The organism is Limnobacter alexandrii (assembly GCF_005871185.1).
Taxonomy (GTDB): domain Bacteria; phylum Pseudomonadota; class Gammaproteobacteria; order Burkholderiales; family Burkholderiaceae_B; genus Limnobacter; species Limnobacter alexandrii.
Genome location: NZ_SWKN01000007.1, coordinates 360,216 through 376,122, shown reverse-complemented (window position 1 = coordinate 376,122; position 15,907 = coordinate 360,216). Strand labels below are relative to the sequence as shown.

Here is a 15,907-nt window from a genome sequence, read left to right as displayed (position 1 = left end):
CGCTTGTGGGCTCGACTCTGCTTCAGAAGCCCGTAACGGCCTTGTAAATCATCGACAAGGCAATAAAGGACAGCAGCAGGGCGAAAATGCGCTTGATCTTTTTAACCGGCAGTGTGTGTGCCAGCCTTGCGCCATAGGGTGCGAACAACACACTCATTGCCGCCACGCAGGCCACTGCAGGCAAGTACACATAGCCCAGTGAGCCGGTGGGCATGCCTTGCAAATGTTGACCATTGATCACATAGGCAACACTTGAAAAAACCGCAATTGGAAAGCCCAGTGCGGCGGAAGTTGCCACCGCATTGCGCAAATTGATGTTGCTCCACACCATGAAGGGCACGGACAAGAAACCGCCCCCGGCACCCACAATGGCTGACGCCGCCCCGATAACACTGCCCACGCCCGCCAAGCCTGCTTTGCCTGGCAATGTGCGTGTTGGTTTTGGTTTTTTGTCGGCGTACATTTGGTAGGCAGAGAAAATGACGAATGCACCAAAAACCAAGGCCAGTTCTTTGGTAGGCAAATATGACACCACTTTGGACCCCACAAAGCCGCCAACCAGAATACCCGGTGTGAGAAACTTCACGATGTCCCACCGCACTGCGCCCGCTTTGTGGTGCGCACGCATGCTGGAAATACTGGTGAACATGATGATGGCCAGTGAAGTGGCAATGGAGGAGTGCACCACATGCTCCACAGGCACTCCCTGGCTCACCATCAGAAAGGTAAGAAAGGGCACCAGCAACATGCCACCCCCAATACCCAAGAGACCTGCCAACACGCCGCTGACCACGCCCAAGACAAGCAGTGAAACTATGAAAACCGGATCGAACATGATGATTGAATTGTTTGGTTTAAGGCTGAAATGAATAAAAAAAGAGGCGATTGAACCTGTGTTCAATCGCCCCGGTGTGGGGTCTCTGCCGATGCCATACTGGCCCGATCCCTGAACCTAAGGTTCAAGTGGGTCGCAGTGTTAGGGCCTTTAGGTTTCCCTGACTAAGAGGGAATCACACCGACCCTGAAAAATCCGCAACCGGGATCACAAATATTGGTTCACGGAATGCTGGCCAATACAGACACGGCAGAGATAAAACAAAATTCTTTACTCGAACAAATCGGCATTTTTGGGCTTGCTTGCACCCGAACTATTCAGGCTGCCATCGACCATTTGTTCAATAGCCTCGATTTTACGCTCAATCGTCTCAATGTCCAGTCCTAAAACGGGGTTGGAAGGATTACTTCCTACGAGTGATTCGTGCGCAATTTGTAACGCCGCCATGACCGCGATTTTATCGAGCCCAACCACCTTGCCGGTGTTGCGGATGCTGGACATTTTTGTTTCTACGATATTGACCGCCTGCTGCAAGGCAGCGCGTTCGTCGGGCTTGCAGGCGATTCTAAATTCCCTGCCCATGATTTTGACGTCAAGTGCTTCCAATTATTCCTCCGAATTCAATTCAAGTTCAGGGAACCATTGGTTCAACATTTGGTTGATTTGACCCTGTGCGTGATTCACTTTCTTGTGGAGCTGTTCGTTTTCTCGGCGCAGGGCTTCAATTTGATCCTTGGCCGACTTTCCTTCATGCCGGCTTTGCTCAAGTGCTTTGGCCAGACTGGATACTTTGACTTGAAGTTCGTCGAGTTTCGCAAGCAGTGATTGCGTCATTGGCTGGCTCCGTCTTCGGGCAATAGTCCCGAGGGTTGCTGTTGTTGGTATTTTAACTTGACTATACAGTTGCTTACAGCAATCTACTACAGTTTCGCTTTAGGTTAAAACAAAGTTTTCAGGCCCAACACGTCTTGCATGTCAAACAAACCTTTTTCGTGCTCAATCAAAAACCTCGCAGCGCGAATTGAGCCCTGTGCATAGGTCATGCGGCTTGATGACTTGTGCGTAATTTCAATGCGCTCCCCGATGCCGGCAAACAGCACCGTGTGGTCGCCTACAATGTCGCCACCGCGGATGGTCGAAAAGCCGATGGTGCCTGCCTTACGCTCGCCGGTAATGCCCTCGCGTGCAAACACACCCACGTCTTGAAGATCAACTCCCATGCCCTTGGCCACCACTTCACCCATGCGAAGCGCGGTACCTGAAGGAGCGTCCACTTTTTTGCTGTGGTGTGCTTCAATGACTTCGATGTCATAGCCTTGTGACAAAATTTTAGCGGCCACTTCAAGCAGTTTGAATGTGGCATTCACGCCGACCGCCATATTGGGCGACCACACCATGGCAACCTTCTCAGAAGCTTTTTTCAATGCTTCCAATTGCTTGGGTTCAAACCCGGTGGTGCCAATCACAGCCTTGACGCCGTGTTTTTCGCACAACGCCAAGTGTTGTAATGTGCCTTCAGGGCGGGTGAAGTCGATCAGGATATCGGCATTGATCAAAGCGGTGTCTGGATTGTCAGTGACCAGCACACCCGAGGAAATACCCATGAAATCACCTGCATCGCGACCAATGCTGGGCGACCCCGCTTGATCAAAAGCACCAGCGAGTTCGCAGTCGGGGTGGTTCAGAATGGCTTCGATCAGTGTTTTGCCCATACGCCCGCTGGCGCCGGCAATCGCAATTTGAATTGGCTTAGTCATGGCGTGTTATTTAAGTACGGGTGCGCGGTCTGTGCCGCCCACTGCAGATTCAGAATCCTGGATGTCTTTGGCTGGTTTTTCCGATGGCAAAGGTTCGGTTGGCACTTTGGTGGCGCTGTCCGGACCCAGCAAATCAGTGGGGCTGGCGGGCAGGTTCTCGCCACCGTGGCGAGCCAGGCGCTCATTCTCGAAAATGACCGTGTAACGTGATTGCGTGGTTTGGCCGTCGGCGCGCAGCAAGCGGTACACGTAATCCCAGCGGTTGGCGTGAAAGGCGTCATTCAACAACGGTGTGCCAAGAATGAAGCGAACCTGTTCTTTGGTCATGCCCACTTGTAGCCTGGCAACGTCTTGCTGGGTGACGAAGTTACCCTGTTGAATGTCAAACTTGTAGGGTTTGACAAAGGAGGGCACATAGTTGTCCGGAATGATGGAACACGCGGAAACCCCTAGGGCCAAGGCCGAGCAAAGAATCAAATTCAGTCGTAAAATACGCATTGTTTTGTGAATTCGCATGTGAAGTGGGAACAGAGTACCTTAATCGGTGCGCTAACATGTCCTGCAAAGGCGTTATCATAAGCTACTTGAACTCGATTAAGCCTCAGAATGGTACCAAACTCATGACTACAGCAACGGATCTAAAAAGCATTGGTTTAAAGGCAACGCTGCCAAGAATGAAAATTCTGGAATTGTTCCAAAGCGGGCAACATCGCCACCTGAGTGCTGAAGACGTTTATAAACTGTTGCTGCAAGAAGACCTGGACATTGGCCTGGCCACGGTTTACCGGGTTTTAACGCAGTTTGAACAGGCTGGTTTACTCGCCCGTCAACACTTTGAGACCGGCAAATCAGTGTTTGAACTGAATGAAGGTGCACACCATGACCATTTGGTGTGTGTGCAGTGTGGCAAGGTGGTCGAGTTTTTTGACGAAGAAATTGAGCGTCGCCAGAAAATGATTGCCAAAGACCGCGGCTTCGAACTTCATGACCACGCCTTGTCGCTTTACGGTTCCTGCACCAAAAAAGACTGCGAGAACCGACGCAAATAAGTCAGCAGCGAGTAAAGTTAAGCGTTTGCCGAGGCAATCATTTCATGCGCAGCCGTGCGCGTGGCCTCGGTAATCACTTGCCCTCCCAGCATTCTTGCAATTTCTTCTACTCGGGCTTTGGCTTCGAGTTGCACAATTTTTGAGCGCGTTGTTTGCGCTGAGATGTCTTTGCTGACCTGGAAATGATTGTGGCCTTGTGCCGCAACTTGCGGCAGGTGGGTGACACACAGCACCTGCTTGTTTTTCGCAAGAAGACGAAGGTATTTGCCCACAGTCTCTGCCACTGCACCCCCAATGCCGCTGTCCACTTCATCAAAAATCAAAGTAGGAACAGGAGTGCTTTCGACAGTGTTGACAGTGATCGCCAGGCTGATTCGCGCAAGTTCACCGCCCGAGGCTACCTTCTGAATGGCTTGGGGCGTCACACCGGGGTGCCCGGCCACCCGAAATTCGATTGAATCACTGCCTTTGGCTGAAGGTTCGCCCCTAGCCACATCGACCGTAAACACACCACCTTGCATACTCAGGGTTTGCATGGATTCAGTGACGCGTTTTGACAAAGCCTGGGCTGCTTTCAGGCGCGCTTCGGTCAATTGCTTGGCCTGTTTTTCATAATTTTGCTGCGCAGATTGAAGTTCTTTCTGCAGCCGTTCAACATCAAAACCTTCCTCAAACCCTTTGATTTCAGCTTGCACACTTTCCATTTCCGTGTGAAGTGTTTCGGGTTGAATGCGCAGTTTGCGGGCGGTTTCATGCCAAAGCGACATGCGTGCTTCAACTTCAGCCAGTGTGTCCGGGTCCAGATCGCTGTGTTTCAGGTAATGACCCAAATCGTAACTGGCCTCCCGAATCAGTATTTCACCCTCAGACAGCGTTTTGACCACCCCTTCAAGCGCCGGGTCGCGGGTGCTTAAGTGGCTCAGTTTTTCGATGACATGGGTAAGTTGGTCGAGCAAGGCGTTTTCATTTTGCGACAGCACATCGCTTGCATGTTGTGTGCCCTCGATCAGTTCTGCACCATGGCTTAAGCGGTCGAAGTCGCTGCTTAGCGTTTCCCATTCGCCAGCCTTGGGGGCCACTTTGCTCAGTGAGTCCAGTTTCCACTGCAGGTTTTCAAGACGCGCAGCGCGGTCTTCCTGACTGCTCTGGGCTTGCTTCAGCGTCTTTTCCGCATTTTTCAATACGGAATAAGTTTGCCCGGTGGCTTGAACCAAGGCGCTGTGTTGCCCGAAGTCATCGAGCAGACGCAGCTGCTCCCCCGGCTTTGCCAGCGTTTGAAATGCGTGTTGCCCGTGAATATCGATCAAGGTTTCAGACAATTCTTTCAGCGTGCTGGCGGGTACCGGTGTGCCGTTGATGTAGGCTTTTGATCTGCCATTGGATTCAATGGCGCGTCGCAAGTGCATTTCACCTTCGCTGCAGTCGATGGATTGTTCATCGAGAATGGCTTTGGCCGCAGGGTTGATCTCGAACACAGCGGTGATGTTGGCACGCTCACAACCTTCGCGAACCTGTGAGGCATCGGCGCGCGCACCCAGGCACAGCGACAGTGCATCAATCAAGATTGATTTGCCAGCACCGGTTTCGCCGGACAACACCGACATGCCGGGTGCGAAATGCAAATCGAGTTTGTCGACAATAACGAAATCCTGAATGGTCAAACTACTTAGCATGGCCGCTGTCTCTGAGTCCTCGAGTTTTGTGGGGGGCTTCTGTTGGGCTTGCACTCCAGTGCAGTTTTTGCCTCAACATGGCGAAGTAATCATAGCGTGCCGGGTGCAAAAGCTGGATAGGGTGTGGTGACACCTTGATCCGTATTTGATCACCCACTTTGGCACGGCCATTGAACTGCATGTCAAAGTGAACCCCAGTTTGCTTGCCGCCAGTGACATGAATATCAATGGTGCTGTGTTGGGGCAACGCAATTGGCCGGTTGGTCAGCGCATGCGGAGCCACTGGCACAATCAGCAGGCCCGCCAGGCTGGGGTGCAAAATTGGTCCATCCGCTGACAGGGCATAGGCAGTTGAGCCGGTGGGGGTGGAAATGATCAGTCCGTCTGCGCGCAGGTCATACATAAACGTGCCGTCTACTTCCACACGCAGTTCAACCATGCCGCCCACAATGCCTCGACTGATCACAATGTCGTTCAGGGCAATATGATTTTCTACCACTTTGCCTTGTCGTAAAATTTGACCTTCAAGGTACGCCCGATTTTCCGAGACTGACTGGCCGTTGATGGTGTCAATCAAGGTGGGGTTGATGTCGTCGAGTCGAATGTCGGTGAGAAAGCCCAGGCGACCCTGATTGATCCCGATCAAAGGAATGTTGCAATCTGCCAGTTCACGGGCGGTACCCAGAAAGGTGCCGTCGCCACCGATAATCACCGCAATTTTTGCTTTTTTCTTGATCAGTGCCAAATTCGCAAATTCAAAATTGGCTTGATCACATTCAGGTTTTGATTTTTTCGTAGAACTGCTGCTCAACATGGAATCGCACACCAGCACCTGGAATGCATTGGCGGCGAGCAAATCGACTACGCTGCGCCAAATGGCCTGTTTTGGGGAGGCGCCATGCTTGGCAAACACAGCAATGCACATCCCTTTCTGTTTCGGCATTCTTGATTCCCTGTTTTTGTCGTAAAGTGAAGCCTTGGGTTCAATCCTAAGCCCAATCGTATCGCAACACGCATTTGAAGTGACATTGATGATAGACGAACGCGCCCGTTCCATATTGAAAACATTGGTTGAAAGGTACATCACTGAGGGTAACCCGGTGGGTTCCAGGGCTTTGTCCAAGTATTCGACGCTGGATTTGAGCCCGGCCACCATTCGAAATGTAATGGCCGATCTTGAAGAGTTGCGCTTGGTGGTTTCGCCACACACTTCGGCAGGCCGAGTGCCCACGCCGCAGGGCTACCGCATGTTTGTGGATTCATTGTTGACCGTAAAGCCGTTGGCCATCGATGTTCAAACCGCACTGAGTGGTGGCATTCAACGGGAAGACCCCAACCGTGTGTTGAGCAAAGCGGTGAATTTGTTGTCCAGTTTGTCGTCGTTTGCCGGGGTAATTACCGCACCCAAAAAGGCAGCCCTGTTTCGACATGTGGAGTTTTTGAGCCTGTCCGATCGCAAAGTGCTGTTGATTATCGTCACGCCCGATGGTGATGTGCAAAACAGGATTCTGATTGTCGAGAAGCCTTACACACAAAGCGAATTGACCATGGCCGCAAACTTTTTCAACCAGCATTTTGCAGGTTTGAGTTTTCAGCAGGCCAAACAAAGGTTGTCGGAAGAGCTGCACCAAATTAGCCAAGACATCAGCAAACTGATGCAGGCCGCCGTGAATGCGGGAACAGAGGCGGAGGAAAGTCAGGCCGACGGGGTGCTGTTATCGGGCGAACGAAAATTGCTGGATGTGTCGGATTTGTCAACTGACATGGAAAGGTTGAAAAAAATGTTCGGTGTGTTTGAACAGCGCACCGCCTTGCTGCGCCTGCTCGAAAGTTCAAACAGGGCTGAGGGTGTGCAAATTTTCATCGGTGGCGATTCCAGCCTGGTGCCCATGGAGGAGATGAGCGTAATTTCGGCGCCTTACCAGGTCAACGGCGAGGTGGTGGGCACTTTGGGCGTAATTGGCCCCACGCGAATGGCTTACGAGCGATTGATTCCGATTGTGGACATCACATCGAAGCTGGTGTCTTCGGCTTTGTCCGATCCGGAGTAGGGCGAGCCACCCCGGCAGTCAGCTTTGGGTATACTTTCAGGCTTGTTGTTCAATAGGTAGTACCCATGCGCACCGAAGCTCCATTTCGTCACGGCACGCCCCAGAAAACCGCGGTTTTACTCGTTAACCTTGGCACCCCGGACAATGCCGATGCCCCCTCCCTGCGTCGCTATTTGAAAGAGTTTTTATCAGACCCCCGCGTGGTCGAGATTCCGAAGTTGATTTGGTGGATCATTTTGAATTGCATCATTTTGCAGATTCGCCCTAAAAAATCTGCTGCCAAGTATGCCACCGTGTGGACTGATGAAGGTTCTCCTTTATTGGCGATTGGCAAGCGGCAAGTCAAGGTACTCAGCGAGGCGTTCAAGGCACGGCGCTGGGATGTTCGGGTGGATTTGGCCATGCGCTACGGCAACCCCTCTGTGGCCAGCCGAATGGATCAGCTTCGCAAAGACGGCTACGACAGGGTGTTGGTTTTTCCGCTTTACCCACAATACGCTGCTGCCACAACCGCCTCAGTATTTGATGCCGTATTTGACTGGGCAAAACCAGTGCGCAATATTCCCGAGCTGCGTTTGGTGAAGCATTACCACGACCACCCGGCCTACATTCACGCTTTGGCAGAAAGTGTGCGCAAACACTGGCAAGCCAATGGCAAACCGAATTTTGAGCAGGGGGATGTGCTGTTGTTCAGTTTTCACGGCGTGCCAGAAATGACTTTGCTGAAAGGCGATCCCTACCATTGCGAGTGTTACAAAACTGCGCGCCTGTTGGGTGAGGAGTTGGGGCTGCAAAAAGGCAATTACCGGGTTACTTTCCAAAGCCGATTCGGCAAAGCCAAATGGCTGGAACCATACACTGACAAAACACTGGAAGCCCTGGGCCAAGCGGGTACCAAGCGAATTGATGTGATGTGCCCGGGTTTTATGGCTGATTGCCTTGAAACACTTGAGGAAATCAATCAGGAAGGCCGCGAAGACTTTCAGCATGCTGGTGGTGGCGAGTTTCATTACATTGCCTGCCTGAACGACAGTGAATTGGCGGCGGCCATGTTGTCCGAGATTACGGCACAGCACATGCAGGGTTGGCCTGTGGACATGGGGTATGAAGAATCCATGGCGCAAGAGCTGGCCGAGAGCCGCAAACTGGCTTTGGAGATGGGTGCTCAATAATCCCTTCAGTAATCCCTATTGGGAAAATGGTAAATATTGCAGCTTGGGGGCTTGAAATTCGAATTCAAGCCCCCAATTGCCGTTCAGAGCAGGGGCGAAGCGTTGAAGCTTGTCGCCCCATTTGAATTTAAACGGAGGAACAAGACATGTCAGAACCCACTGGAAAGCCGGCCACAGACGAGCAAACGTCTGCCCAGGCACCAGAAGGTCAGCAGCAAGGTGCGCAGACCCAGAATGAAACCGAGCAGGCTGTTCAGCAAGAGGCGCCCCAAGATGAGGTTTCTGTCTTGAAGGCAGCGCTGGAAAATGCGCACCATGAGGTTGAGAAATCCAAGGAGGTTTATCTGCGTTTGGCCGCTGACATGGAAAACCTGCGCCGCCGCACGCAAGAGGACGTTGCCAAGGCGCACAAGTACGCGATTGAATCGTTTGCGGAATCCTTGGTGCCTGTTCGCGACAGTCTTGAAATGGCACTGGCCGTTGAAAATCAAACCCCGGAAGCCCTGAAAGACGGCGTGGCTGCAACATTGCGCCAGCTAGAAGCTGCTTTCGAGCGCGGCAAAATTGTGGCATTGAACCCGATCGGCGAAAAATTCAACCCCAACCAGCACCAGGCCGTGGCCATGGTGCCTGGCAGCTCAGTTGAGCCGGCTGTGGAGCCCAACCACGTGGTTGCGGTGCTGCAAAAGGGTTATCTGATCAATGATCGCGTGCTGCGACCCGCTTTGGTCTCGGTTGCACAATAAGCGGCGCAATAAATTTCACACAGTGGGTTGAAAAACCCCTTGAACTGAAGGGCTTTAGCCCCATATCAGGGATAACAGAACATTACTGAATATAGAAATCACGGAGAAATTCATGGGAAAGATTATCGGCATTGACTTGGGTACCACCAATTCTTGCGTTGCAGTGTTTGAAGGCGGTGGCTACAAGGTGATTGAAAACTCGGAAGGTGCGCGTACTACCCCTTCCATCATCGCCTACATGGAAGACGGCGAAATTCTGGTGGGCGCACCCGCCAAGCGCCAGGCTGTGACCAACCCAAAGAACACCCTGTACGCGGTGAAGCGCTTGATCGGTCGCAAATTTGAAGACGCAGAAGTGCAGAAAGACATCGACATGATGCCTTTCACTATCATGAAAGCCGACAATGGCGATGCTTGGGTTGGCGTGCGTGATCAAAAACTGGCGCCCCCACAGGTGTCAGCTGAAGTGCTGCGCAAGATGAAGAAGACCGCTGAAGATTATCTGGGCGAAGAAGTAACCGAGGCTGTAATTACCGTGCCTGCCTACTTCAACGACAGCCAGCGCCAAGCCACCAAAGATGCAGGCCGGATTGCAGGCCTGGATGTAAAGCGCATTATCAACGAACCCACTGCCGCTGCATTGGCTTTTGGCATGGACAAGGCCGAGAAGGGCGATCGCAAAATTGCCGTGTATGACTTGGGCGGCGGTACTTTCGACGTGTCAATTATTGAAATTGCGGACATCGACGGCGAGAAGCAGTTTGAAGTGCTGTCGACCAACGGTGACACCTTCCTGGGCGGTGAAGACTTTGACCAGCGCATTATCGACCACATCATCGACGAGTTCAAAAAGAACAACGGTGTTGATTTGTCGAAAGACCCAATCGCTTTGCAGCGTATCAAGGCTGCAGCTGAGCGCGCAAAAATTGAATTGTCGTCTTCACAGCAAACTGAAATCAACGAGCCCTACATTGCGATGGCCAATGGCGCACCCGTGCACCTGACCACGAAATTGAGCCGCTCCAAACTGGAAGCATTGGTTGAAGACTTGATTACCCGCACTGTTGAGCCCATGAAAATGGCCTTGAAAGACGCTGGTGTGTCCACCTCGCAAATTGACGACATTATTTTGGTGGGCGGTATGACCCGCATGCCCAAAGTTCAGGAAGCAGTGAAGAACTTCTTTGGCAAAGAACCGCGCAAAGATGTGAACCCCGATGAAGCTGTGGCTGCCGGCGCAGCAATTCAGGGTTCCGTACTGAGTGGTGATCGCAAAGACGTGCTGTTGTTGGATGTGTCGCCATTGTCCTTGGGTATTGAAACCATGGGCGGCGTGATGACCAAGATGATCGAGAAAAACACAACCATCCCGACCAAGTTCAGCCAGGTATTTTCAACTGCCGATGACAATCAGCCTGCCGTGACCATCAAGGTGTTTCAGGGTGAGCGCCAAATGGCGAACGACAACAAAAGCCTGGGCGAATTCAACCTGGAAGGCATTCCACCCGCACCACGCGGTGTGCCACAAATTGAAGTGACCTTTGACATTGATGCCAACGGTATTTTGCACGTGTCTGCAAAAGACAAAGGTACGGGCAAAGAGAACAAGATTGTGATCAAAGCCAACTCTGGTTTGTCTGAAGATGAAATTCAGAAAATGGTGAAAGACGCTGAAGCCAATGCGGCTGATGATGCGAAGCGCCGCGAACTGGCTGAAGCCAAGAACCAGGCCGATGCGCTGGTGCACAGCACCCGCAAGAGCCTTGGTGAGTATGGCGACAAGCTGGAAGCGGGCGAGAAGGAAAAAATTGAAGCGGCTTGCAAGGCTTTGGAAGAGGCAGCCAAAGGCGAGGACAAAGACGCCATTGATGCCCGTACCAAAGAGTTGGCCGAATCAGCCCAGAAGCTGGGTGAGAAAATGTATGCCGACATGCAGGCTCAACAAGCTGCTGAAGGTGCCGCCGCCGGTGCCAACCCAGGTGATGGCGAGCAGCAGTCTTCTTCCAAGAAAGACGATGCAGACGATGTAGTGGATGCTGATTTCAAGGAAGTGAAGGACAAGTAATGTGGGTTGCGGGACACCTTGCGGTGTCTCGCTTGAAACCAAGGGCACACTGGCTGGCTGCACATTTTGCGGTTTTTCAGTGAAGCCCTTTTTGTACGAATAAAAGCAGTGTTTAAACAGCAACTGCACGAATTGAGACTGACATGGCAAAACGGGACTTCTACGAGATTTTGGGTGTGCAAAAAAATGCCACAGACGATGAGCTGAAGAAAGCCTATCGGAAAATGGCCATGAAGTATCACCCGGACCGCAACCCCGACAGCAAGGATGCGGAGGCCAAATTCAAAGAGGCCAAAGAAGCCTATGAAATGCTGACCGACCCCAAGAAACGCGCTGCCTATGACCGGCATGGTCATGCGGGTGTTGACCCCAACATGGGTGGCGCAGGCGCTGGTGGCTTTTCGGATTTCTCGGACGCATTTGGCGATATTTTCGGCGATATTTTTGGTGGCCGTGCAGGCGGCGGTGGTTCTCGCCAGTCGCAGATGTACCGTGGTTCAGACCTGAAGTACAACATGGAAATTACCCTGGAGCAGGCTGCCAAAGGATTTGATACCCAAATTCGCGTGCCAGTGTGGGACAACTGCGGTACATGTTCGGGTAGTGGTGCCAAGCCAGGCACCAAGCCTGAAACCTGCTCCACCTGTGGTGGATCGGGTGCGGTGCGAATGACCCAAGGTTTTTTCAGCGTGCAGCAAACCTGCCCGAAGTGCCACGGCACTGGCAAAATGATTCCGCACCCATGTCACGATTGTGAGGGCTTGGGTCGCAAGAAAACCAACAAAACACTGGAAGTAAAAGTACCTGCCGGTATCGACGATGGCATGCGTATTCGCTTAAGCGGCAAGGGTGAGCCCGGTGTGAACGGTGGCCCAGCGGGTGACTTGTATGTTGAAGTGCACTTGAAAGAACATGCTGTTTTTCAGCGTGACGGTGACGACTTGCATTGCGAAATGCCGGTTTCATTTGCGGCGGCTGCGCTGGGCGGCACCATTGAAGTGCCTACCTTGGGCGGCAAGGCTTCATTTGATATTCCTGAAGGCACACAAACTGGAAAAACCTTCCGCTTGCGCGGCAAGGGTATCAAGGGTGTCCGTTCATCTTACCCAGGTGATTTGTTCTGCCACATTGTGGTGGAAACCCCGGTGCGTTTGTCTGAACGTCAGAAAGAATTGCTCAAGGAGTTTGAGCAGTCTTGCACCGCGGATGGTGACAAGCATTCACCGCGTGCCAAGGGCTGGATGGACAAGGTGAAGGACTTCTTTGGCTAATCCGGTCTTGGCCTCCTGAGGTTTGGGTGCTGCGCGATTTTGAATCGGATGTGCCAATGACCGCGGGTATTTTAGGTTGGGGCATGGTGCTCGACTTGAATGCCGCATCACCTTGCCTAAGCAAGTCTTCTGATCCGGCTTGGTGCTTCTGGCTTGGGGCATGCGAAACGCGAGCGCGTCTTCGCATCGACCTTTCAGGTCGCCCCGCGCTGCGAAGCCGCCGGGAAGACTTGCAAATCCGGCAAGGCGGTGCAGCACTCAAATCTCACCTTGCTCACAGCCGAATACCTCAGGTCATATTTTCAGTCGCAAATCCCTGCAGCGTACATCGCTAGCCAGTAATTGCTCAGCTAAGGGAATACAGGTTTTCGGGTGCCAGAGGGTATGCACCTGGGCATGTAAGCGGACTGGTACCTGAGCAATTAATGGGTACCTACGCCCTTACAAATGGCCTACGCTGGAACGATACTGTCTGCGCCACTGCCACCCGTGGCCTCATAGCCGAGCCGCACATAGATGGGGGCAAACGGCTCAGCCTGCGTGACCTTCACCAAACCCTCGCGGGTCAATTCAAGCATTGCAATGAAATTAACCACCACCACAGGTACGCCGCGCTCAACATCGAACATATCGAAAAACTCAACGAATTTTTGAGTTTGAAGGCGACGCAATATCATGGTCATGTGCTCACGCACCGACAATTCTTCTCGAGAAATGGTGTGTGCTTTTACTAAAGATGCTCGGCGCAAAATTGCTTGCCAGGCATCTCGCAGTTCTTCAGGGTTGACATCGGGAAAGCGCTCAACCGTGTTGGGGTCATGAAAGGCGTGTGCAATCCAGAAGTCTCGGCCGACCAACGGTACTTTGTCGAGTTCCTGGGCTGCCAGCTTCATTTGTTCATATTCAATCAGGCGGCGGGCCAATTCGGCACGCGGGTCTTCAGCTTCTTCTTCACCATCCTTGGGAATTACTGGCAACAGCATGCGCGATTTGATCTCGATCAGCATGGCGGCCATCAGCAGGTATTCTGCGGCCAGCTCGAGGTTGCGGGTTCGAATTTCTTCGATGTAGGTGAGGTATTGGCGGGTCAGCTCCGCCATGGGAATGTCGAGAATGTTGAAGTTTTGCTTGCGAATCAGGTACAGCAGCAAGTCCAAAGGACCTTCAAATGCCTCTAGAAACACCTCCAGCGCGTCTGGCGGTATGTACAGGTCTTTGGGCATGTTGAACAGCGGGGCGCCATACAGGCGAGCCAAACCGACACCATCCACCGTGTCGGGTGTGCTGTCGTTCGGGTTCAGTACACTGATGTCGTCGAGTTCGCTGCTCAAAGTGACGGCACTTTATTTGCTTTGATACACATAGGGTTTTTGGGCAACCTTGGCTTCTTTGAATCCTTCTTGAAGCGTTCTATCCAGTTGCTTGTCCCACAACAAGGCACGACCTTTTTGCTGCTCATTTTCCAGATGAGGGCGCTCATTTTTGAGTTGGGCCAGAAATTGGGTGGCTTCAGATTCGTATTGCATGGTGGTGTGCCAAATAAATGGTTTATAAGGAATTTCTTTATTTTATCAGGCACCAGCCTGATCCTCGATAGAAATTGCATGGGCGTGTGCCATCGCAGCAGAAAAATCGTCCTGTACTTGCCCCGCTTGCAGTTGGGCTGCGAAACCACTGCGTTTGAACAGGGACAAGGCTTGGCTGTTCAGCCCGCAAAAGATCAGCGTGTGGCCTGCGCGCTGCAACTCCAGGTTCAGTTCTTCAAGACATTCCAGTGCGGTGGTGTCGATTGAAATGGTTTGGTGAAGGTCGAGAATCAAAACTTTGGTGGATTTTCCCGTGTTCAGGATGAGGTTTTCAATTTTTCCCACCACTGCAAAAAACAGGGAACCGTAAATTTTATAGGCCGCAATTCCTCGCGCCCTGTCTTCATCTTTCAGGTAAACAGGAATGAATTCTGTGAGCGTGGAGACCCTGTATATGAAGAAAACACCTGCCAAAACCAGCCCAACCTGAACCGCAACTGTGAGGTCGACGATCACGGTGAGCAGAAAAGTGGCCAGCATAATGACCTTGTACACCGTGGTGTACTGTTTCAATTTTGGAAACTCTCGCCATTCACCCATGTTGTAAGCCACGAACATAAGAACGGCTGAAAGCACTGCCAAGGGGATATGAAAGGCCAGTGGTGCAGCCACCAGCATAATGATGAGCAAGGTGAGGGCATGCACAATTCCGGCAACCGGAGAGTTACCACCCGAACGAATATTGGTTACCGTTCGGGCAATGGTGCCAGTGGCAGGCATGCCACCAAACAGGGGAGATGCCATATTGGCCAAACCTTGTGCCATCAGTTCCTGGTTGGGATCGTGTTTTTCATGGGTGATGCCATCGGCCACGCGTGCACACAGCAGTGATTCGATGGCGCACAGAAACGCAATGGTCAAGGTTGGGCCAATCAGGGTTTGAATGCTGGCAAGCTCAATTGACGGTAGTGCCAAAGTGGGGAGGATACGGGGAATTTCACCAAATTTGCTGCCTATCGTTTCAACATTCAATCCAAGACTGTATGAAACCAAAGTACCCACCACCAACAGCAGCACCGAGCCAGGAACGCTTTGAAGAATTTTCGGGAACGTGCCCTCGGTGTGCCCCTTGCTGAGCAGTGCAAACAATTTGGGCCAGAGAAAAAGGAATGCCAGGCTTACGCTGGCCAATATAAATGCTGACCAATTGAGGCCAGGAATGGCTTGGAGCAGGGCCCAGTTTTTTTCAAAAAAGTTACCTTGAGTGACTTCTATATCCAAACCAAAAAAGTCTTTGATTTGTGACAGGGCAATGAGTACGGCAATACCGTTGGTGAAGCCAATGACGATGCTGACAGGAATTAAGCGGACAAGGCTTCCAAGCCCGGTCAGTCCCATTAAGAACAGAAGGCCGCCCGCCATCAGTGTGCAGGCAATTAGGTTGGCCACGCCATACTGGTTGACGATGCCCAACACCACCACGATGAATGCACCGGCGGGGCCGCCAATTTGAACGCTGGAGCCGCCAAAGGCGGAGATGATGAAACCCGCGACAATCGCAGTAAACAGGCCAGTTTGCGGTTCAAGCCCACTGGCAATTGCAAATGCCATGGCCAGTGGTAGGGCAACCACGCCCACCGTAATGCCGGCGCCCAAGTCTTTCAAAAAACGCTGGGAGTTGTATCCCTGCAAGCTGTCCACAATGCGTGGTTTGAATGGCTTGAGCGTTTTGAGAAATTGCGGCGTGGCCATGGTTTCCTTT

Annotated in this window: 16 protein-coding genes and 1 other RNA gene; 6 read left to right on the top strand and 11 right to left on the bottom strand. The window is 52.2% G+C overall.

All coding sequences use genetic code 11. The features are described from left to right. Window positions 1-22 precede the first annotated feature (22 nt). The 6 genes from FCS97_RS09090 to FCS97_RS09065 all read right to left on the bottom strand — a co-directional run bounded on the left by FCS97_RS09090 (window position 23) and on the right by FCS97_RS09065 (window position 3,090). Complete coding sequence (locus tag FCS97_RS09090) at window positions 23-835, bottom strand: sulfite exporter TauE/SafE family protein (protein ID WP_138518120.1); 813 nt, start codon at window positions 833-835, stop codon at window positions 23-25. Window positions 836-913: 78 nt separating this feature from the next. Beyond that, window positions 914-1,094: non-coding RNA, 6S RNA (gene ssrS / locus FCS97_RS09085), on the bottom strand. Window positions 1,095-1,105: 11 nt separating this feature from the next. Then, window positions 1,106-1,441, bottom strand: coding sequence for a cell division protein ZapA (locus FCS97_RS09080; protein WP_212746464.1), 336 nt, complete (start codon window positions 1,439-1,441; stop codon window positions 1,106-1,108). Next, on the bottom strand, window positions 1,442-1,669 hold the full coding sequence (locus tag FCS97_RS09075) for a hypothetical protein (RefSeq protein WP_138518119.1): 228 nt from the start codon (window positions 1,667-1,669) through the stop codon (window positions 1,442-1,444). A gap of 104 nt (window positions 1,670-1,773) precedes the next feature. Continuing rightward, on the bottom strand, window positions 1,774-2,592 hold the full coding sequence (gene dapB, locus FCS97_RS09070; protein WP_138518118.1) for a 4-hydroxy-tetrahydrodipicolinate reductase: 819 nt from the start codon (window positions 2,590-2,592) through the stop codon (window positions 1,774-1,776). 6 nt (window positions 2,593-2,598) lie between these two features. Next, a complete protein-coding gene (locus FCS97_RS09065) occupies window positions 2,599-3,090 on the bottom strand; it encodes an outer membrane protein assembly factor BamE (protein ID WP_138518117.1) in 492 nt (163 codons plus the stop codon). A gap of 122 nt (window positions 3,091-3,212) precedes the next feature. On the opposite strand from FCS97_RS09065, the gene fur reads away from it, so the two are divergent. Next, on the top strand, window positions 3,213-3,641 hold the full coding sequence (fur, locus tag FCS97_RS09060; protein ID WP_105029386.1) for a ferric iron uptake transcriptional regulator: 429 nt from the start codon (window positions 3,213-3,215) through the stop codon (window positions 3,639-3,641). 17 nt (window positions 3,642-3,658) lie between these two features. Here the strand turns inward: fur and recN are convergent, their stop codons facing one another. Together recN and FCS97_RS09050 are read right to left on the bottom strand one after the other, a co-directional pair. Then, window positions 3,659-5,314: a DNA repair protein RecN gene (gene recN / locus FCS97_RS09055; RefSeq protein WP_138518116.1), complete on the bottom strand. Its 1,656-nt coding sequence runs from the start codon at window positions 5,312-5,314 to the stop codon at window positions 3,659-3,661. Then, window positions 5,304-6,257: an NAD(+)/NADH kinase gene (locus FCS97_RS09050; RefSeq protein ID WP_171035243.1), complete on the bottom strand. Its 954-nt coding sequence runs from the start codon at window positions 6,255-6,257 to the stop codon at window positions 5,304-5,306. Before FCS97_RS09050 ends, recN begins: the two co-directional genes overlap by 11 nt. A 91-nt stretch (window positions 6,258-6,348) precedes the next feature. Here FCS97_RS09050 and hrcA point away from each other — a divergent pair, with 91 nt between their 5' ends. The 5 genes from hrcA (at window position 6,349) to dnaJ (ending at window position 12,619) form a co-directional block, all read left to right on the top strand. Continuing rightward, window positions 6,349-7,365 (top strand): heat-inducible transcriptional repressor HrcA, encoded by a 1,017-nt coding sequence (gene hrcA / locus FCS97_RS09045; protein WP_138518230.1) that lies wholly within the window; start codon window positions 6,349-6,351, stop codon window positions 7,363-7,365. 65 nt (window positions 7,366-7,430) lie between these two features. Then, on the top strand, window positions 7,431-8,537 hold the full coding sequence (hemH, locus tag FCS97_RS09040; RefSeq protein ID WP_138518114.1) for a ferrochelatase: 1,107 nt from the start codon (window positions 7,431-7,433) through the stop codon (window positions 8,535-8,537). A gap of 146 nt (window positions 8,538-8,683) precedes the next feature. Further along, window positions 8,684-9,283, top strand: a complete 600-nt coding sequence (gene grpE, locus FCS97_RS09035) for a nucleotide exchange factor GrpE (protein WP_138518113.1) — start codon at window positions 8,684-8,686, stop codon at window positions 9,281-9,283. Between the two features lie 112 nt (window positions 9,284-9,395). Beyond that, window positions 9,396-11,348 carry a molecular chaperone DnaK gene (gene dnaK, locus FCS97_RS09030; RefSeq protein WP_138518112.1) on the top strand — a complete coding sequence of 651 codons (1,953 nt, stop codon included), beginning with the start codon at window positions 9,396-9,398 and terminating at the stop codon, window positions 11,346-11,348. Window positions 11,349-11,491: 143 nt separating this feature from the next. Further along, window positions 11,492-12,619, top strand: coding sequence for a molecular chaperone DnaJ (gene dnaJ, locus FCS97_RS09025; protein WP_138518111.1), 1,128 nt, complete (start codon window positions 11,492-11,494; stop codon window positions 12,617-12,619). A gap of 452 nt (window positions 12,620-13,071) precedes the next feature. On the opposite strand, the gene FCS97_RS09020 is transcribed toward dnaJ, so the two are convergent. From FCS97_RS09020 to FCS97_RS09010, 3 genes are read right to left on the bottom strand one after another with little or no spacing between them, the layout of a single operon-like run. After that, window positions 13,072-13,950: a segregation and condensation protein A gene (locus tag FCS97_RS09020; RefSeq protein WP_138518110.1), complete on the bottom strand. Its 879-nt coding sequence runs from the start codon at window positions 13,948-13,950 to the stop codon at window positions 13,072-13,074. A gap of 12 nt (window positions 13,951-13,962) precedes the next feature. Beyond that, window positions 13,963-14,145, bottom strand: coding sequence for a DUF3460 family protein (locus tag FCS97_RS09015; protein WP_138518109.1), 183 nt, complete (start codon window positions 14,143-14,145; stop codon window positions 13,963-13,965). A 45-nt stretch (window positions 14,146-14,190) separates the two neighbouring features. Beyond that, on the bottom strand, window positions 14,191-15,897 hold the full coding sequence (locus FCS97_RS09010; RefSeq protein WP_138518108.1) for a SulP family inorganic anion transporter: 1,707 nt from the start codon (window positions 15,895-15,897) through the stop codon (window positions 14,191-14,193). Window positions 15,898-15,907 lie beyond the last annotated feature (10 nt).